This window comes from Sphingosinicella microcystinivorans, from assembly GCF_003634215.1.
Classification (GTDB): Bacteria; Pseudomonadota; Alphaproteobacteria; order Sphingomonadales; family Sphingomonadaceae; genus Sphingosinicella; species Sphingosinicella microcystinivorans.
The window spans coordinates 157,061-172,403 of record NZ_RBWX01000009.1; the positions used below are offsets into that span (position 1 = coordinate 157,061).

The 15,343-nt window shown below is 66.6% G+C and carries 16 protein-coding genes and 1 pseudogene; 8 read left to right on the forward strand and 9 right to left on the reverse strand.

Features of this window, described 5'->3' with window-relative positions:
- Positions 1 to 14: 14 nt before the first annotated feature.
- The 3 genes from DFR51_RS13065 to DFR51_RS13075 form a co-directional block, all read right to left on the reverse strand.
- Positions 15 to 656, reverse strand: coding sequence for an energy transducer TonB (locus DFR51_RS13065; RefSeq protein ID WP_160119281.1), 642 nt, complete (start codon positions 654 to 656; stop codon positions 15 to 17).
- A gap of 135 nt (positions 657 to 791) precedes the next feature.
- Positions 792 to 2,120, reverse strand: coding sequence for a glutamate--tRNA ligase (gltX, locus tag DFR51_RS13070; protein WP_121051897.1), 1,329 nt, complete (start codon positions 2,118 to 2,120; stop codon positions 792 to 794).
- Positions 2,117 to 3,769: an NAD+ synthase gene (locus DFR51_RS13075; protein ID WP_121051899.1), complete on the reverse strand. Its 1,653-nt coding sequence runs from the start codon at positions 3,767 to 3,769 to the stop codon at positions 2,117 to 2,119. The genes gltX and DFR51_RS13075 overlap by 4 nt, the downstream gene beginning before the upstream one ends.
- Before the next feature lie 34 nt (positions 3,770 to 3,803).
- Here DFR51_RS13075 and plsY point away from each other — a divergent pair, with 34 nt between their 5' ends.
- The 3 genes from plsY to aat are packed head-to-tail and all read left to right on the forward strand — an operon-like array spanning position 3,804 to position 6,293.
- The gene (plsY, locus tag DFR51_RS13080) at positions 3,804 to 4,496 is read left to right on the forward strand and encodes a glycerol-3-phosphate 1-O-acyltransferase PlsY (RefSeq protein ID WP_338068324.1); all 693 of its coding nucleotides are present in this window, start codon (positions 3,804 to 3,806) and stop codon (positions 4,494 to 4,496) included.
- Positions 4,489 to 5,586 carry a DNA-processing protein DprA gene (gene dprA / locus DFR51_RS13085; RefSeq protein ID WP_121051901.1) on the forward strand — a complete coding sequence of 366 codons (1,098 nt, stop codon included), beginning with the start codon at positions 4,489 to 4,491 and terminating at the stop codon, positions 5,584 to 5,586. The genes plsY and dprA overlap by 8 nt, the downstream gene beginning before the upstream one ends.
- Complete coding sequence (aat, locus tag DFR51_RS13090) at positions 5,583 to 6,293, forward strand: leucyl/phenylalanyl-tRNA--protein transferase (protein ID WP_121051904.1); 711 nt, start codon at positions 5,583 to 5,585, stop codon at positions 6,291 to 6,293. Before dprA ends, aat begins: the two co-directional genes overlap by 4 nt.
- 35 nt (positions 6,294 to 6,328) lie before the next feature.
- Here aat and DFR51_RS19370 read toward each other — a convergent pair.
- From DFR51_RS19370 to DFR51_RS13115, 5 genes and pseudogenes are all read right to left on the reverse strand, one after another.
- Positions 6,329 to 6,664, reverse strand: a pseudogene (locus DFR51_RS19370) (DUF2155 domain-containing protein); the annotation flags it as partial.
- A 29-nt stretch (positions 6,665 to 6,693) separates the two neighbouring features.
- Entirely contained in the window at positions 6,694 to 7,200 is a 507-nt protein-coding gene (gene mlaD, locus DFR51_RS13100) for an outer membrane lipid asymmetry maintenance protein MlaD (protein WP_121051908.1), read from the reverse strand.
- The gene (locus tag DFR51_RS13105; protein ID WP_121051910.1) at positions 7,197 to 7,589 is read right to left on the reverse strand and encodes an NADH:ubiquinone oxidoreductase subunit NDUFA12; all 393 of its coding nucleotides are present in this window, start codon (positions 7,587 to 7,589) and stop codon (positions 7,197 to 7,199) included. Before DFR51_RS13105 ends, mlaD begins: the two co-directional genes overlap by 4 nt.
- A 37-nt stretch (positions 7,590 to 7,626) precedes the next feature.
- Positions 7,627 to 8,166, reverse strand: coding sequence for a DUF192 domain-containing protein (locus DFR51_RS13110; protein WP_121051912.1), 540 nt, complete (start codon positions 8,164 to 8,166; stop codon positions 7,627 to 7,629).
- An 11-nt stretch (positions 8,167 to 8,177) separates the two neighbouring features.
- The gene (locus DFR51_RS13115) at positions 8,178 to 8,753 is read right to left on the reverse strand and encodes a cold-shock protein (protein ID WP_121051914.1); all 576 of its coding nucleotides are present in this window, start codon (positions 8,751 to 8,753) and stop codon (positions 8,178 to 8,180) included.
- Positions 8,754 to 8,863: 110 nt separating this feature from the next.
- Between DFR51_RS13115 and DFR51_RS13120 the strand changes: the two genes are divergently transcribed.
- From DFR51_RS13120 to DFR51_RS19375, 3 genes are read left to right on the forward strand one after another with little or no spacing between them, the layout of a single operon-like run.
- The gene (locus DFR51_RS13120) at positions 8,864 to 9,448 is read left to right on the forward strand and encodes an SRPBCC family protein (RefSeq protein ID WP_121051916.1); all 585 of its coding nucleotides are present in this window, start codon (positions 8,864 to 8,866) and stop codon (positions 9,446 to 9,448) included.
- Complete coding sequence (locus DFR51_RS13125; protein WP_420853126.1) at positions 9,445 to 10,365, forward strand: XdhC family protein; 921 nt, start codon at positions 9,445 to 9,447, stop codon at positions 10,363 to 10,365. The genes DFR51_RS13120 and DFR51_RS13125 overlap by 4 nt, the downstream gene beginning before the upstream one ends.
- A complete protein-coding gene (locus DFR51_RS19375) occupies positions 10,362 to 11,939 on the forward strand; it encodes an NTP transferase domain-containing protein (RefSeq protein WP_121051920.1) in 1,578 nt (525 codons plus the stop codon). Before DFR51_RS13125 ends, DFR51_RS19375 begins: the two co-directional genes overlap by 4 nt.
- On the opposite strand, the gene DFR51_RS13135 is transcribed toward DFR51_RS19375, so the two are convergent.
- Positions 11,930 to 12,451 carry a regulatory protein RecX gene (locus DFR51_RS13135; protein WP_121051923.1) on the reverse strand — a complete coding sequence of 174 codons (522 nt, stop codon included), beginning with the start codon at positions 12,449 to 12,451 and terminating at the stop codon, positions 11,930 to 11,932. The two genes, DFR51_RS19375 and DFR51_RS13135, sit on opposite strands and share 10 nt — an antisense overlap.
- A gap of 164 nt (positions 12,452 to 12,615) precedes the next feature.
- Between DFR51_RS13135 and DFR51_RS13140 the strand changes: the two genes are divergently transcribed.
- Positions 12,616 to 14,406 carry a fatty acyl-AMP ligase gene (locus DFR51_RS13140; protein WP_121051925.1) on the forward strand — a complete coding sequence of 597 codons (1,791 nt, stop codon included), beginning with the start codon at positions 12,616 to 12,618 and terminating at the stop codon, positions 14,404 to 14,406.
- A 13-nt stretch (positions 14,407 to 14,419) separates the two neighbouring features.
- Entirely contained in the window at positions 14,420 to 15,328 is a 909-nt protein-coding gene (locus DFR51_RS13145; protein ID WP_121051927.1) for an NAD-dependent epimerase/dehydratase family protein, read from the forward strand.
- Positions 15,329 to 15,343 lie beyond the last annotated feature (15 nt).

Consider the following 15,343-nt stretch of genomic DNA (forward strand, 5'->3'; position numbering starts at 1 on the left):
CCTGCGTTATACCTTTATGGGTTCAGCACGAATGTCACCGTGATCTGGTGACGACTTTCTACCGCCACCCCGTCGCGGGTCGCCGGGCGGAAGCGCCACGCCGAGAGCGCCTGACGGACCGCCGCGCTATCAAGCCGCGCATAACCGCTCGACCGCGCCACGTCGGCATCGGCGACCCGGCCGTCCGCACCCACGAGCACGCTCACCACGACGCTTCCCGCTTCGCCCGCCCGGCGCGAGGCCGGCGGATAAGCGGGCTGGAAACGATCACGGAAACGCGGATCGATGCTGGCCGCGACGAGCACAGGCTCAGGCACCTGCGTTTGCCCCACCGAACCGGTCATGTCTGGAACGCGGGGCAGAATCGGGGTCGGGTCGCTCCGCACGATCGGCGCCTGCGGCGTGTCCACGACAAACACGGGTTCGACAACCGTGATGTCCACCGGGTCTTTCACTGCGGGCGGCGGCGGCGTTTCGGGCTTTGCGGGTTCGACTTGCTCGATCCAGAGCGGCGCCTCCGGGCGAACGATGTTCGGAACCTTGACGATACCCGTGGCGGTGAGCGCCACATAACCAAGGACGAGGTGAACGGCTGCGGTGATGAGAACGCCGCTGCTGTCTCGCAGGGCACGGGAGGTCGGGAACACTGACTTCATCGAACGGCTCCATCCCAAGGGAGGGCGCCCCATGCGTTGCCGAACGGCAGCGCCGCTCCACCACCGACAACATGCCGGCCCGCGTGTTATACTATAACAAGCCCGTCTCGGCCGAACGAATCATTCGCGCGGCGCTCAGTTGGTACGGGCGCGTAACCTCTCGAGCGCACCGTCACGACCGATCAGGAGCACAAGCCCCGCCATTTCCGGACCATGATCGCGGCCCGTGAGCGCGCGGCGGAGCGGCAGGAACAGGTCCTTGCCCTTGCGACCGGTAGACGCCTTGAGCGCCGCGGTGAGCGCAGACCAGACGCCAGGCTCCCACGGCAGCGATTCGAGCGTGTCGGCGGCAAGGGCGAGGTAGTCTTCCTCACCGGCAAGCGGTTCCACCGGCCCTTCGATCACCTGCCACCAGTCGGCGGCATCTGCGACGGTTTCGAGATTCGGACGCAGGACCGCCCATGCAGCGGCATCCATGCCCTGCGGCAGACGATCGGCGACGTCATCGTAATCGAGTTGATGCAGGATGCGCGCATTGAGCTGGCGCAGCTCCGCCTCGTCGAAGCGCGCAGCGGAGCGGCCGAAGTGCGCGAAATCGAAATGTTCAACGAGCGGATCGAGGCTGGTGACCGGCTCAACGGCATCGGAGGTGCCGAGCCGTGCGAGCAGCGCCGCGATGGCGACCGGTTCGATGCCCGCCTCGCGGAAGTGCGCCATGCCCGCCGAACCGAGCCGCTTGGAAAGCGCTCCTTCCGTACCGGTGATGAGCGCCTCGTGCGCGAAGGCCGGCGGCTTTGCGCCCAGCGCTTCGAACATCTGAATCTGCACGCCCGAATTGGTGACGTGATCCTCGCCGCGGACGACGTGCGTGACCCCCATGTCGATATCGTCGATCACCGAGGGCAGCATGTAGAGATAGGAGCCGTCAGCGCGGCGCACGACGGGGTCGCTGAGCGAGGCTGGATCGATGTGCGAATCGCCGCGAATGAGGTCCTGCCAGTACACGTGCGCGGCGGTATTGAGCCGGAAGCGCCAATGCGGACGCTCTCCTGCTGCCTGCTTAGCCGCAATCTCCTCCGCCGTGAGCTTCAGCGCGGCACGGTCGTAAACGGGCGGCAGACCGCGCGAGAGCTGGATCTTGCGGCGGACATCAAGGTCTTCGGCGGTTTCGAAGCAGGGGTAGACGCGCTCGGCCGCGACCAGCGTTTCGAACTGCTCATCGTAGCGCGCGAGCCGATCGGACTGACGGTATTCGGCATCGGGCACGAGGCCGAGCCAGGTGAGATCGGCGCGGATGGCATCGGCGTATTCGGCGCGCGAACGCTCCGTATCCGTATCGTCGAGGCGCAGCAGAAAGCGGCCGCCGTGCTTCCGCGCGAACAGCCAGTTGTGAAGCGCGGTGCGGACGTTGCCGACGTGAAGATAGCCCGTTGGAGACGGGGCGAAACGTGTGGTGAGGGTCATGAGGTCCGGAAAGCGTTGGTGATCGGATAGCGGCGATCGCGCCCGAAGTTGCGGATGCCGATCTTGACGCCCGGCGGTGACTGGCGGCGCTTGTATTCGGCAACGTAGAGCAGGCGCTCGATGCGGACGACGGTGTCGCGGTCAAAACCACGCGCAACGATGTCGGCAACCGACAGCTCTTCCTCCACAAGGCCGTGCAGGATCGGGTCGAGGATTTCGTATGGCGGGAGCGAATCCTGGTCCTTCTGGTTTTCGCGCAGCTCGGCGGTCGGCGGCTTGGTGATGACGCGTTCGGGCATCACGGGTCCGTCAGGCCCGAGCGCCAATTTGGGCCGGTTCGCATTGCGCCAGCGGGAAAGCGCGAAAACGGTCGTCTTGTACGCGTCTTTCAGCACCGAATAGCCGCCTGCCATATCGCCGTAGATCGTGGCGTAGCCGACCGACATTTCCGACTTGTTGCCGGTGGTGAGCAGCATGTGGCCGTATTTGTTGGAGAGCGCCATCAGCGTGACGCCCCGAATGCGCGACTGGATATTCTCCTCCGTGATGTCGCGCGCCTTGCCTTCGAACACCGGCGCGAGCATCGCGTCGAACGCTTCCACGGCAGGCTCGATCGGGATTGTGTCGAGGCGGCAACCGAGCATCCGCGCGCACTCAGCCGCGTCGTCGAGACTGTCCTGCGAGGTGAAGCGCGACGGCATCATCACGCACCACACACGGTCAGCGCCGAGCGCATCCACCGCGACCGCTGCCGACAGCGCCGAATCGATGCCGCCCGAAAGGCCGAGCACGACACCGGGGAAGCGGTTGCGGTTCACGTAATCGGCAAGGCCGATCTGCATCGCGTGGTAGATGTCCTCCGGGTAGGGATCGAGGCGGTGCTTGTGCCCCTCCTCGCACACCCAACCCTTAGCGGTGCGGAACCACGTGGTGAGCGTGGTGCGCTCCTCCCAGTCCGGAAGCTGCACGGCGATGCGGCGGTCCGCGTTCATAACGAAACTGGCGCCGTCGAAAACGATCTCGTCCTGTCCGCCGACGCGATTGAGATACGCAAGCGGGAGGCCGGTTTCAGCGACGCGCATGGCGGCGAGCGCGAGCCGCTTGTCGTCTTTGTCCAGCTCGTAGGGACTGCCGTTCGGCACGAGCAGGATTTCGGCGCCCGTCTCGACGAGGCATTCGCAAACGTCCGGGAACCAGATGTCCTCGCAGATCGGCACGCCGAGGCGCACGCCGCGGAACGCCAACGGGCCGGGCAGCGGGCCGGGTGCGAACACGCGCTTCTCGTCGAACACGCCGTAGTTCGGCAGTTCGTGCTTGCGCGTCCATGCTGCGATCTTTCCGCCTTCGAGCAGCGCCATCGCATTATAAAGCTTGCCGTCTTCCAGGAGCACGCTGCCGACGAGCATGGCGGGGCCGCCGTCCGCCGTGGCTTCCGCCATGCGCTGCAGTTCGGCATCCGCCGCGCGCACCAGAGAGGGCTTCAGCACGAGATCTTCGGGCGGATAGCCGATGAGCGAAAGTTCGCAGGTGAATATGAGGTCCGCTTCCGGCTGCCGTGCCCGCGCGGCAAGCATCGCGTCGGCGTTGCCGCGAAGGTCGCCCATTGTCTGGTTGAGCTGCACGAAAGCGATCTGGAGACGGTCGGTCATGGGGGCCTTCTAGGACGTCGAAGCGCCTTTGGCGATGGGTCTGAAGATGCCGTACAATGGGGCTTTCGAACACCGCGGCTTCGGTCTAGGTTCCGCGCCGATGTTCACCGACACGCCCTTTCTGGCCAACCCATGGACCTGGTTCGCCGTCGGCTATCTGCTGGGTGCGATTCCCTTCGGCCTTATCGTCACGCGACTTGCGGGCATGGGCGATATCCGCCGCATGGGATCGGGCAATATCGGCACGACCAACGTGCTGCGCACGGGTGGCAAGGGCCTCGCCGCGCTGACGCTTCTGCTCGATGCAGGCAAGGGCGCGCTTGCGGTGTGGCTCGGCCACACGTTCGCGTATGGCGGCGACATTCTAGGCGGCATGGGCGCGTTCATCGGCCACCTGTTCCCGGCATGGCTGCTGTTTCGCGGCGGAAAGGGCGTTGCGACGATGCTCGGCATCGCGCTTGCCGTTTATCCGCCCGCTGGCCTCGTCTTTGCGGCCGTATGGCTGCTGGTTGCTGCGGTAACGCGCTATTCCTCGCTCGCCGGGCTGATGGCCGCGACGCTCACCCCGCTTGCACCGGCACTTACGGGGCATTGGGACGCCGCGCTCCTGTTCGCGGGCATGGCCGTGCTCGTGATCGCGAAACACGACGAAAACATCGCGCGGCTGCGCGCGGGCACCGAAGGAAAGATCGGCGGACGCAAAGGCGCGGCCGACCCGCATGGCTGATCGGCCGGGCAGCGAGGTCGAACGCATCGCAAAGCTGCGGCTGATTCGCAGCGAGAACGTTGGACCGATCAGCTACCGCCAGCTCACCGCCCGTTACGGGAGCGCCTCGGCCGCACTTGAAGCCCTGCCCGAACTCGCACAGCGCGGCGGTCGCCGTGACTTCCGGCTCGCGAACCCGACCACCGTTCAGCGCGAAATGGAAGCGGTGGAAGCAGCCGGTGCGCGCTTCGTGTTTCTCGGCGAAGCGCATTACCCGCCGCTCCTCGCCGAGATTGAGGATGCACCGCCCGCGCTCGCCGTGCGCGGCGATATCAAGCACGCGCACCGCCGCACGATCGGCATTGTCGGCGCGCGCAATGCATCGGCGGCTGCGATCCGGTTTGCGCGCGGACTCGCCGCCGATCTTGCCACCGCCGACATCGTGGTCGTCTCGGGGCTCGCGCGCGGGATCGACGCGGCGGCGCACGCAGGCGCGCTTTCCGGCGGCACGATCGGCGTAATCGCGGGCGGCATCGACAATATCTACCCGCCGGAAAACGCCGAGCTTTATACCGCGCTCTACGAACGCGGCCTCGTGATCGCCGAGCAGCCCTTTGGCACCGAACCGCAGGCGCGCCACTTCCCGCGCCGCAATCGTCTGATCTCGGGGCTTTCCGCCGGCATCGTCGTCGTGGAGGCCGCGCCGCGTTCGGGCTCGCTCATCACCGCGCGCTTTGCGGGCGAACAGGGCCGCGAGGTGATGGCCGTGCCCGGCTTCCCGCTCGATCCGCGCGCGCAGGGCTGCAACCAGTTGATCCGCGACGGCGCGACCCTCGTTCAATCCGCCGCCGACATCGCCGAAACGATCTCACCGTTCGGGGCCGCGCGACTTGCAGCAAGCGGCAGCCGCTTCTTGGCCCCTCCCCCGACAGACGCCGACGACAGTGCGCGCGATGCCGTGACAGCGCTGCTCAGCCTCACACCGGTCGCCATCGATGAACTCGTCCGCCTGTCGGGCGAACCGCCCGCCGTCGTACAGACCGTGCTTCTCGAACTGGAGCTTGCCGGGCGGCTGGTGCGCCACGCAGGCGCACGCGTAGCGCTCGCATGAGCTCCCGGCAGACGCGCGGCACAGCGCTCGACCCCGAGCTGCTGCTCCGCGCCTATTCAATCGGCATCTTCCCGATGGCCGAAAGCCGCGATGCCGAGGACGTGTTCTGGGTGGAACCGCGCGAGCGCGCCATCCTGCCGCTCGATGGTTTCCACGTCTCGCGGAGCCTCGCCAAAACGCTGAGGCAGGAGCGCTTCACGCACAGCGTCGACCGCGCCTTCGATGCTGTGATCGATGCCTGCGCCGAGCCCGCGCCGGACCGGGCAGACACGTGGATCAACCAGCAGATCCGCGACGCATACACGTTCCTTCACCGCATCGGCCACGCGCACAGCGTAGAATGCTGGGAGGGGGAAACGCTCGTCGGCGGCCTTTACGGCGTCAGGATCGGCGGCGCGTTCTTCGGCGAAAGCATGTTCAGCCGCCGGACGAATGCTTCAAAGGCCGCGCTTGCACACCTCGTCGCGCGGCTGCGCGTCGGCGGCTTCCGGTTGCTCGACTGCCAGTTCATGACCGGACACCTCGCCAGCCTCGGCGCGGTGGAGATCAAACGCGAAACCTATCTTCAGTTGCTGGGCGGCGCGACCGGCGTTTCAGATGCGGATTTCGGCGCGCTCGATGCTCTGCCTGACGATTTGCCGACCACGATGGTGCGCGGGCCGGTTTCCGGGAAGCGCATCGCGCAGCTTTTGACCCAGACGTCGTAACGCTCGTTATCGAAGCTGTTGAGCGAGGGGCTTTCGGCGAAGAGCCAGCCTGAAAACAGGCGCTTCATCGTATTGTCGCGCACGGGCCCGTCGATTTGAAGGAAAGCCCCGGTGTGCGGGCGCTGCCAGGGCGGCGACGCTTCGCAGGTGCGCGCGGTTATGCGGAGCTTGCCGAAACGCACGGTTTCCCCAGGCTTCAGGGTAAGCTCGCCCGTTTCGCTGCTCACCTTGTCGAGCAGGCCGATCACGAGCACGCGCTCCGCGTTCGGCGCAGGGCTTTTGACAGGCTCTGCCTTTGACGCAGCCGGGGCCGGCGTTTTTGCGGGTTCAGGCGCGGGCTGCGCCGCCGCCGGCGAGGCAAGCAGCACCATGCCGAGCGCGACGCGGGCCGCCGGGCGGATCACGGCGCGGCGGGTTCCGCAGGCGCGGAATCGCCGGCCTTGTCTTCGGATTTTCCGGTCTGGTTGATGAAGCCGCCGATGAGCGTCATCAGATCGACCGAACCCTGCGTGTCGAGAATTTCGTCGCCCTCGCGCATCGTTTCGCTGTCGCCGCCCGGCGTGAGCGAGATGTAGCTGCCGCCAAGGATACCCTCTGACGTGATCGCTGCGCTGCTATCGAGCGGCAGCTTGATTCGCTGATCGATCGAAAGGCCGAGCCGCGCCTGGAACGTATCCGGGTCGAGCGACTGGTCGACGACCGATCCGACCTTGATGCCCGAGACGCGCACATCGGTGCCAACCGCAACGCCGGTCGCATTCGGAAACAGCGCCGAGACGCGATAGCGATCCGCACCGACATTGCCGGCCGTGCGCTGATAGGAAAACAGCACGAACACGACCGCGATGCCGACGACGAGCGCACCGACAATCGCTTCGATCAGGTTCTGCCGGAACAGCGCCGTCATGCCTCTTCAGGGCTCCACGCTTCATAGTCTCCGGTCGCGCGGGCACGCGGTGTCACACTGGCGAGCGTTCCCGGCCGATGCCACGCTGCGGTAGTGCCGGTGGGATTCGCATTGTGCGGCTTTTCCCATGTCTTGCGCGGCAGTTTCGATTCGCCCGGCAGGACGTCGGTCGATTTGTGCAGCCAACCGTGCCACTCGGGCGGCACGCGGCTTGCTTCGTTGAGACCGTTGTAGATGACCCAGCGGCGCTCGGCGCGCTTGCCCGCCTTGCGGAAATAGCGATTGCCATCCGCGTCCTGACCGACCTCCTCGCCATGGAAACGCGTCATGTAGCGCGTGCCCCACGTCGGACCGTCCCACCAGGTGAAAATCGACTTGAACAGACCCATTGTCGGCTCCGCTGAATCCAGTTGGCGCCTTAGAGCCTTATTCCGCGCCGCCTTGCAAGTCCCGAAGGTCGTATTCGACGAGATCGCCGGGTGTGGCGCCGATCCGTGCGGCCTCTCCGGCATTGAGTTCAAGCACCGCGGCGACGGGACCGAGCGAGCTGCGCTGCGCCTCGTTGAGAGGCGGAACATCGGCGAGGATGCTCTCGATACGCCCGTCGGCGAGCAGGAACACCATGTCGAGCGGGATATAGGTGTTGTGCATCCAGAATGTTGCCGGGCGCGGCGCGGCAAAGGGAAAGATCATGCCCGCGTCCTTCGGCATCGATCGGCGGTACATGAGCCCCTGCGCCTGCTCGTCCGACGTTCGCGCGACCTCCACCGTGTAGCCGTGACGCTTGCCGTCGTTGGTGACGATGGTGAGCGGAATGGTGCGAAGCTGCTGGACCGGGGCTTGCTGCTCGGCAGCCGTTTTGGCGGCGGGTTCCTGCGTGGCTGCGGAGGGCGTGCTGCCACACCCGGAAACAGCGGCGACGAGCATGAGGGCCGCAACAAGCGACCGATGACGAACGGAATACATGAAAAGGCGCTCTATGCCTCTCCGGTCCCGATGGCAACGGCCAGCGGTCCCTTGTCGCCTTCGGCGATGCGCGCCATCACGTATTGGCCCGGCGTGAGTTCGATAAGGCCCGCACGGCGCACGGTTTCCATGTGCACGAAAATGTCGTGCGAGCCTTCGCCGCGCGTCAGAAAACCGTATCCTTTCAAGCGGTTGAACCACTTGACTTCAAGCCGTTCGTAATCCCCGGCATCGTCGATGAGTTGCATCGGATCGACACGCGACGCAGCGCGCTGAACGACGAGTTCGGGATCGGGTCCGATCGCCGTTGTCAGATCGAGTTCAATAATACGCCGCGCTTGCCGACCGCGTTCCCGCGCAACCGCCATGCAGACGACTGTCGCGCCTTCAGGAAGCGTGCGGCGACCAACCTCGCGCAACGTGGAAAAGTGTACCAACACATCGCCGCTCCCATCACTGGGAACGATGAAGCCATATCCCCGTACCGCATCAAACCACTTTACAGTGCCATCAACGCGGAATTCCTCGGCGACTTCGGCAAGGTCGGACACGTGCTCACCCTCTGGCAGCAACGCGTGCTCGGCCATTACCCCCTCCGACGCACATTTAATTATCCGAGAAAGAACGCTACCACAAAACCCCGTAATCACGAACTATATAGTTAATTTTCAAAGCGACAAGCCAAAGGATTGCGCCAATGGAATTGAACGGTGAGACCCTGATCGCAGCCCCGCGCGAACGGGTCTGGGCGGCGCTCAACGATCCCGATGTCCTTGCCGCCTGCATCGAAGGCGTGGAACGGCTTGAGCGTGCAGGAGAAAACCGCTTCGAGGGCACGATGAACGCCAAGGTCGGGCCGGTGCGCGCGAAGTTCACAGGGGCGGTCGAACTGTCGGAGATCGATGCGCCAAACGCCTATGTGATTTCAGGCGAGGGCAAGGGCGGCGTCGCCGGTTTTGCGAAGGGCAAGGCCTCTGTGAGGCTTGAAGACGCCCCCGACGGCACGCGACTCGCCTGGCAGGCGAGCTCAACAGTGGGCGGCAAGCTTGCACAACTGGGCGCGCGGCTGATCGAAGGCACGGCAAAGGCTTACGCGGAATCCTTCTTCGCCGCCTTCAAGTCACGCGTGGAAAGCGATGACGCGGTGGAGGTCGCGCCGGTCGTGCTTCCTGAAACCGATCTCGGCGAAGGCACGGACGAGCCCCCCGGCCTCTCACCTGCCATATGGGGCGGCATCGTCATCGCGCTCGTTGCAGCGCTGGTGCTCTGGCTGGTGCTGTGAACGGAGACGACACCGCCGCGCTGATCGCCACGCTTCGCGGCTGGATCGCCGCCGGGCACAAGGTCGCGATCGCCACGGTGATCGAAACGTGGGGTTCTGCGCCGCGCCGCAGGGGCGCACACCTTGTGATTCGCGACGACGGCTTGTTTGAAGGCTCGGTAAGCGGCGGCTGCGTCGAGGGCGACGTGATCGCCGCGGCAGCGGACGTGATCGCCGACAATGCGCCCAGGCGCCTCGAATACGGCGTCGCCGACGCCCGCGCCTGGGAGGTCGGCCTTGCCTGCGGCGGCCGGATCGCGGTTCTGGTGCAGCCGGTCTCCGAAGCGGGCTTCGCCCCTGCCCTCGCCGAACGCCTCGGCACAGCGCTTGCTGCGGGCGAAACCGTGCGTGTCACCACCGATGCGGGTGGGATTTCCAGCGAGGGTGAAGGCGAAGGTTTCGCGCGTCTCTACGAACCGGCTGGACGCCTGATGATCGTCGGCGCGGTCCATATCGCGCAGGCACTCGTTCCGATGGCCGAGCTGCTGGGCTACGTGCCGCTCATCGTCGATCCGCGCGGCAGCTTTGCCGCTGCTGAGCGCTTCGCACATGTCGCAGTCGATCCGCGCTGGCCCGACGAGGCTCTTGCCGACTGGAAGCCTGACGGCGCGAGCGCGATCGTCGCGCTGACGCATGACCCCAAGCTGGACGATCCGGCATTGATCGCAGCGCTCAACTCGCCCGCGTTTTACATCGCCGCGCTTGGGTCGCGGAAGAACCAGGCACTCCGGCGCGAGCGCCTCGCCGCCGCCGGCTTCGACGACGTGGCGCTGGCGCGCGTCCACGGCCCTGCCGGACTTGCCATCGGCGCGGCGAATCCCGCCGAGATCGCCCTGTCGATCGCGGCCCAGATGATCGCGGTGCGGCGCGGCGCATGAAGTTCGGCCCCGTCCCTCTCGACCGCGCGGAAGGCGCCTATCTCGCCCACACGGTCCATGTCGGCGCGCGGCGGATCGCCAAGGGCAAGCGCCTTGATGCTGCGGACATCGCCGATGCCCGCGCGGCGGGCCTTGCCGAACTCGTCGTGGCGGCGCTCGAACGCAATGATCTGCATGAGGACGCCGCCGCCGCCCTGCTCGCGTCCGCCGCCGCGGGGTCCGGTCTCACCGCCCAGCCATCCGCGCATGGCCGCGCCAACATCGTTGCCGACGCGGACGGGCTGCTGCTCGTGGAATCGGCCGCAATCGATGCCGTGAACGCCCATGACGAGGCGGTGACGCTGGGAACGCTCGCCCCGTTCGCACCCGTCGCAAAGGGCGAGATTGTGGCGACAGTGAAGATCATCCCCTTTGCCGCGCCCAAGGCTTTGACGCTGAACGCCGCCAGTTCCGCGAAAGGCGTGCTGCGGCTGGCACCCTTCGGCGGGCGCCGCGTCTCCTTCATCCAGACGACACTTCCCGGCACGTCCGCCAAGCTGCTTGCGAAAACCGCTGAGGTGACGGAGGCACGCTGCGCCGCGCTGGGGCTCTCCGCATGGCGCGAAATGCGCTGTGCGCACACCGAAGAGGCTCTCATAGCCGCGCTTGCCGAAACCGCGGAAGCCGACATCGTTCTCATCAGCGGCGCTTCGGCGATCAGCGATCGGCGCGACGTGATTCCCGCCGCGATCGAACAAGGAGGCGGGACGGTGCTGCGGCTGGGGATGCCGGTCGATCCCGGCAATCTCCTGTGCCTTGCGCGCATCGGCACCCGGCCCGTGATCGGCCTTCCGGGCTGCGCGCGGAGCCCGCGCCGCAACGGCTTCGATTGGGTTCTGGAACGTCTGTGGGCAGGCCTCGACGTGACCGGCGCAGACATCGCGCGCATGGGCGCGGGCGGATTGCTGGCAGACGTCCCTCGCCCGGAACCGCGGCCGAAACCGACGGCGGGCAGCACCGTCGGCGCCGTTGTGCTCGCGGCAGGGCGATCCGTACGCATGGGCGCCAACAAGCTGCTCGCGGACCTCGGCGGCAAACCCGTGCTCGCGCACGTGCTTGAGGCGGTGAAAGCGGCCGGACTTCCAGCCATCGTGGTCACCGGCAATGCAGAAGCCGAGATCGCCGAGATCGCGGATCGATTCGGCTTTCGGAGCATCCATGCCGCGCGCTACGCGGAGGGGCTGAGCCAATCGCTCGCGGCGGGAATCGCCGGCGTCCCCCATGACTGGTCGACAGCGCTGGTGCTGCTTGGCGACATGCCGGGCGTGCGGGCGGCGCATATCGAAAGCCTTGCCGCCGCCGCGGACGCGAACCGCATCGCCGTACCCGTGCACAACGACAAGCGCGGCAACCCCGTGGCCTGGGGCCGGCGCTATTTCGCGCGGTTGCGCGGTCTTGAGGGCGACATTGGCGGAAAGGCACTGCTCGCCGAGTTCGCCGACGACATCGTCGAAGTGCCGGTGGAAAGCGATGCGATCTTCATGGACGTCGATACGCCGGAGGCGTTGGCTGCGGCGCGGGCGCGCTACTCGTAGTCGAGTTCCACATCGCGCATGTCGAGAATCTCGGCGGCGGTCCGCGCGTCGTGCCCCGCGCGCAGCATCGCGGCGAACTGTTTCTGCCGCACCGCCCGATCCGGCGCTTCCCGCGCGAACGGACCGAAGCGCTTGCGCCGCGCATAGGCCATGGCCGCGCCGCGCGTATCGACCGCGTCCGTGATCTCGGCGCGAAGGTCTTCGGCAAGGCCGGCCGCGCGCAGATCCTGCCCAATGCGCCGCGCCCCATAGCCGCGCCGCTCCAGCCCCCGCGCCCGCGCCTCTCCGAACGTGCGATCATCGACGTAATGCAGCTCCGCGAAACGCTGAATGATCGCTTCCACATCTGCGGGGCGTTCCCCGGCCCAGCCGCGCTCGCGCAGCTTCCGGGCGAGATAGGCCGCAAGCTTGCCTTCAGAGGTCGCGTAGCGCTCCACATAGCGAAGCACGAGCGCACGAAGCGTCTCCTCATCGAGCGGTCGTGGCGGTTTTCGGCTTTTTTCGGTGCGCACGCCATGTTCCTGCCATAGTCGGACCCAATTTTGAACGTCACATTCCGGCAAAGGCTGACGCTGGCCTGTTTTGCAAGTGGCCAAGGAGTCGTGTATTTGGCGAGGTTTATGAGCGGCACGAAAAGCCGCCGCCGCGCCGAGAAGAGCTGAGGAGGTTCGGGGACTTGCTGAATCGCACTTCGGATTCGAGCGCGCTAGCGCTGTCCGGCGCCGATGAAACGGCGTTGGCGCCTACGCCGACGCTCGACGATTTGCCGCGCCGTTTGGCGGATTTCAACACGCTTGGCGAAGCGCTGGACTATGCAGCGCACGGCAAGCGCGGCCTTAACTTTTTCGACGCTCGGGCACGGCTCGCGCGCGTGCTCACCTTTGCCGATCTCAAGGCGGATGCGACCGCGAACGCCTATCGGCTGATCGCGGCGGGCATCAAGCCGGGCGACCGCGTGGCGCTGATCGCCGAGACGAGCGCTGATTTCGTGAGCCTGTTCTTCGGCGCCATATATGCCGGCGCCCTCCCCGTTCCCCTGCCGCTGCCGACATCGTTCGGCGGGCGCGAGGGCTATGTGGAGCAGATTCGCAGCCAGCTCACGTCGTGCGATCCCGAGATCGCGCTTGCCCCATCGGGCCTCGCTGCGATCGCCGCGGAAGCCGCGCACGGCCTGCGCTGCCGCACCGCGCACGATTGGCTCGATTTCATGGCGCGCGAGGCAAAACCCGCCGCGCTGCCGTCCGCCCGCAAGAGCGACATCGCCTACCTTCAGTATTCGAGCGGTTCGACTCGCTTCCCGCACGGCGTGGAAATCACGCATGAGGCGCTGCTCGCCAACCTGAACGGCCATGCCGTTGGCGTGAAGCTGCAGCGCGACGACCGCGTCATTTCGTGGCTGCCTTACTATCACGACATGGGCCTCGTCGGCTGCCTGATGGCGCCGATCGCGAACCAGGTTTCCGCCGACTACCTCGCCACCGAGGATTTCGCGCGGCGGCCGCTCTCGTGGCTTGCGCTCATTACGCGCAACGAAGGCCACAGCCTCTCTTATTCGCCGACCTTCGGCTACGACATCTGCGCGCGCCGCGTTTCGAGCCAGACCGATGTCGCCGAGCGCTTCGACCTGTCGCGCTGGCGCGTTGCGGGCAACGGCGCCGACATGATCCGTCCGGACGTGATGAGCGCCTTCGTCGAAGCCTTCGCACCCGCGGGCTTCTCGGGCGGCGCTTTCCTGCCGAGCTACGGGCTTGCCGAAGCGACGCTCGCCGTCACCATCTCGCCGCCGGGCACCGGCATCGTCACCGATCTCGTCGACGAACGCCTGCTTTCGGGCGAGCGCGAAGATAATGGCACCGGCACCGACACGGGCCGGATGCGCGCCATCGTGAACTGCGGCGTTGCGCTGCCGGGCATGGAAATCGAAATCCGCGACGAATCCGGCCGCCGCCTCGGCGACCGCCAGATCGGCAAGGTATTCGTGGCTGGCCCCAGCATCATGACCGGCTATTTCCGCGACGAGATTTCGACCCGCGCCGCGCTTCAGGGCGAATGGCTCGATACGGGCGACATGGGCTACATGCTGGAGAGCGCGCTCTATATCGTCGGCCGCGCCAAAGACATGATCATCATCAACGGCAAGAACCACTGGCCGCAGGACATCGAGTGGGCGATCGAGCAGCTTCCGGGCTTCAAGGCAGGCGACATCGCCGCCTTCTCGATCACCACGGAAGGCGGCGAAGAATCTCCCGCCGTGCTCGTGCAGTGCCGTACCAGCGACGCTGCCGAACGCGCCGACCTCCGCGAGACGATCAGGGCCAAGGTGCGCGCCATCACCGGCATGAACTGCATCGTCGAACTGGTCCCGCCGCGTACGCTGCCACGCACCAGCTCGGGCAAGCTCAGCCGCTCGAAGGCCCGCTCGCTCTACCTCTCCGGCCAGATCCAGCCGTTCGATATCGCGGCCTGACGCCGCTTCGCCCATGACGATGCTCGCCATCACCGGCGGAACCGGCTTCGTCGGCACGACGCTGATCGATCTCGCGCTTGAGAAGGGCCACAAGGTACGCGGCCTCGCCCGCCGCGCGCAGCCCGCGCGCGCTGGTCTCGAATGGGTTGCGGGCGATCTCGCGAACGGCGAGGCGCTTGCCCGTCTTACCGAAAACGCGGATGCGGTGATCCATGTCGCGGGCGTCATCAACGCCCGCACGCCGCTGGAATTTGCCGCCGGAAACGTCGAAGGCACGCGCGCGATGCTGGAGGCGAGCCGCGACGTACCGCGCTTCGTGCAAGTCTCCTCGCTCGCGGCGCGCGAACCGGCGCTTTCGATTTACGGCAACACCAAGGCGGCTGCCGACGCGCTCGTCGAAACCGCGCGGCCGGACGCGGCGATCGTGCGTCCGCCCGCCGTCTATGGGCCGGGCGACCGAGAGACGGCAAACGTCTACAAGCTCGTTGCGCGCGGCTGGGCACTGCTGCCGGGCGCCGGGCGCTTTTCCATCGTCGAGGTTTCCGACCTCGCGCGCGCGCTGCTGGCACTTGCCGAACATCCTGCGCCAAGCGGCATTTTCGAAATCGACGACGGAACGCCGGGCGGACTCAGCCACCGCGACATGGCCGCGCACATCGCCGCGGCGCTCGGCAAGACGCCGACGTATGTTCCGCTTCCCCTCGCTGCGCTGAAGCTCGGCGCCGCGATCGACACGCTGGGCGCGAAGCTCGCTGGGCGCCTGCCGGCGCTCAGCTTCGACCGTGCGCGCTATCTCGCGCATCCGGACTGGGTGGCGGACAGCACCGCCTTGCGCGCGCTCGGTGTCTGGGCGCCAGAGGTGCCTGCGGCCGAAGGCATCGCACGCACAGCCGAATGGTACAGAAACGCGGGCTGGATTTAGGCCGCGCGCCTGCCT

Coding starts and splice junctions, on each gene's coding strand:
- aat (WP_121051904.1), top strand. CDS start 5,583: ATGAGCTCCCGGCAGACGCGCGGCACAGCGCTCGACCCCGAGCTGCTG.
- gltX (WP_121051897.1), bottom strand. CDS start 2,120: ATGACCCTCACCACACGTTTCGCCCCGTCTCCAACGGGCTATCTTCAC.
- DFR51_RS13105 (WP_121051910.1), bottom strand. CDS start 7,589: ATGGGTCTGTTCAAGTCGATTTTCACCTGGTGGGACGGTCCGACGTGG.
- mlaD (WP_121051908.1), bottom strand. CDS start 7,200: ATGACGGCGCTGTTCCGGCAGAACCTGATCGAAGCGATTGTCGGTGCG.
- DFR51_RS13145 (WP_121051927.1), top strand. CDS start 14,420: ATGACGATGCTCGCCATCACCGGCGGAACCGGCTTCGTCGGCACGACG.
- DFR51_RS13075 (WP_121051899.1), bottom strand. CDS start 3,769: ATGACCGACCGTCTCCAGATCGCTTTCGTGCAGCTCAACCAGACAATG.
- DFR51_RS13120 (WP_121051916.1), top strand. CDS start 8,864: ATGGAATTGAACGGTGAGACCCTGATCGCAGCCCCGCGCGAACGGGTC.
- DFR51_RS13065 (WP_160119281.1), bottom strand. CDS start 656: ATGAAGTCAGTGTTCCCGACCTCCCGTGCCCTGCGAGACAGCAGCGGC.
- dprA (WP_121051901.1), top strand. CDS start 4,489: ATGGCTGATCGGCCGGGCAGCGAGGTCGAACGCATCGCAAAGCTGCGG.
- DFR51_RS13115 (WP_121051914.1), bottom strand. CDS start 8,753: ATGGCCGAGCACGCGTTGCTGCCAGAGGGTGAGCACGTGTCCGACCTT.
- DFR51_RS13110 (WP_121051912.1), bottom strand. CDS start 8,166: ATGTATTCCGTTCGTCATCGGTCGCTTGTTGCGGCCCTCATGCTCGTC.
- DFR51_RS19375 (WP_121051920.1), top strand. CDS start 10,362: ATGAAGTTCGGCCCCGTCCCTCTCGACCGCGCGGAAGGCGCCTATCTC.
- plsY (WP_338068324.1), top strand. CDS start 3,804: ATGGGTCTGAAGATGCCGTACAATGGGGCTTTCGAACACCGCGGCTTC.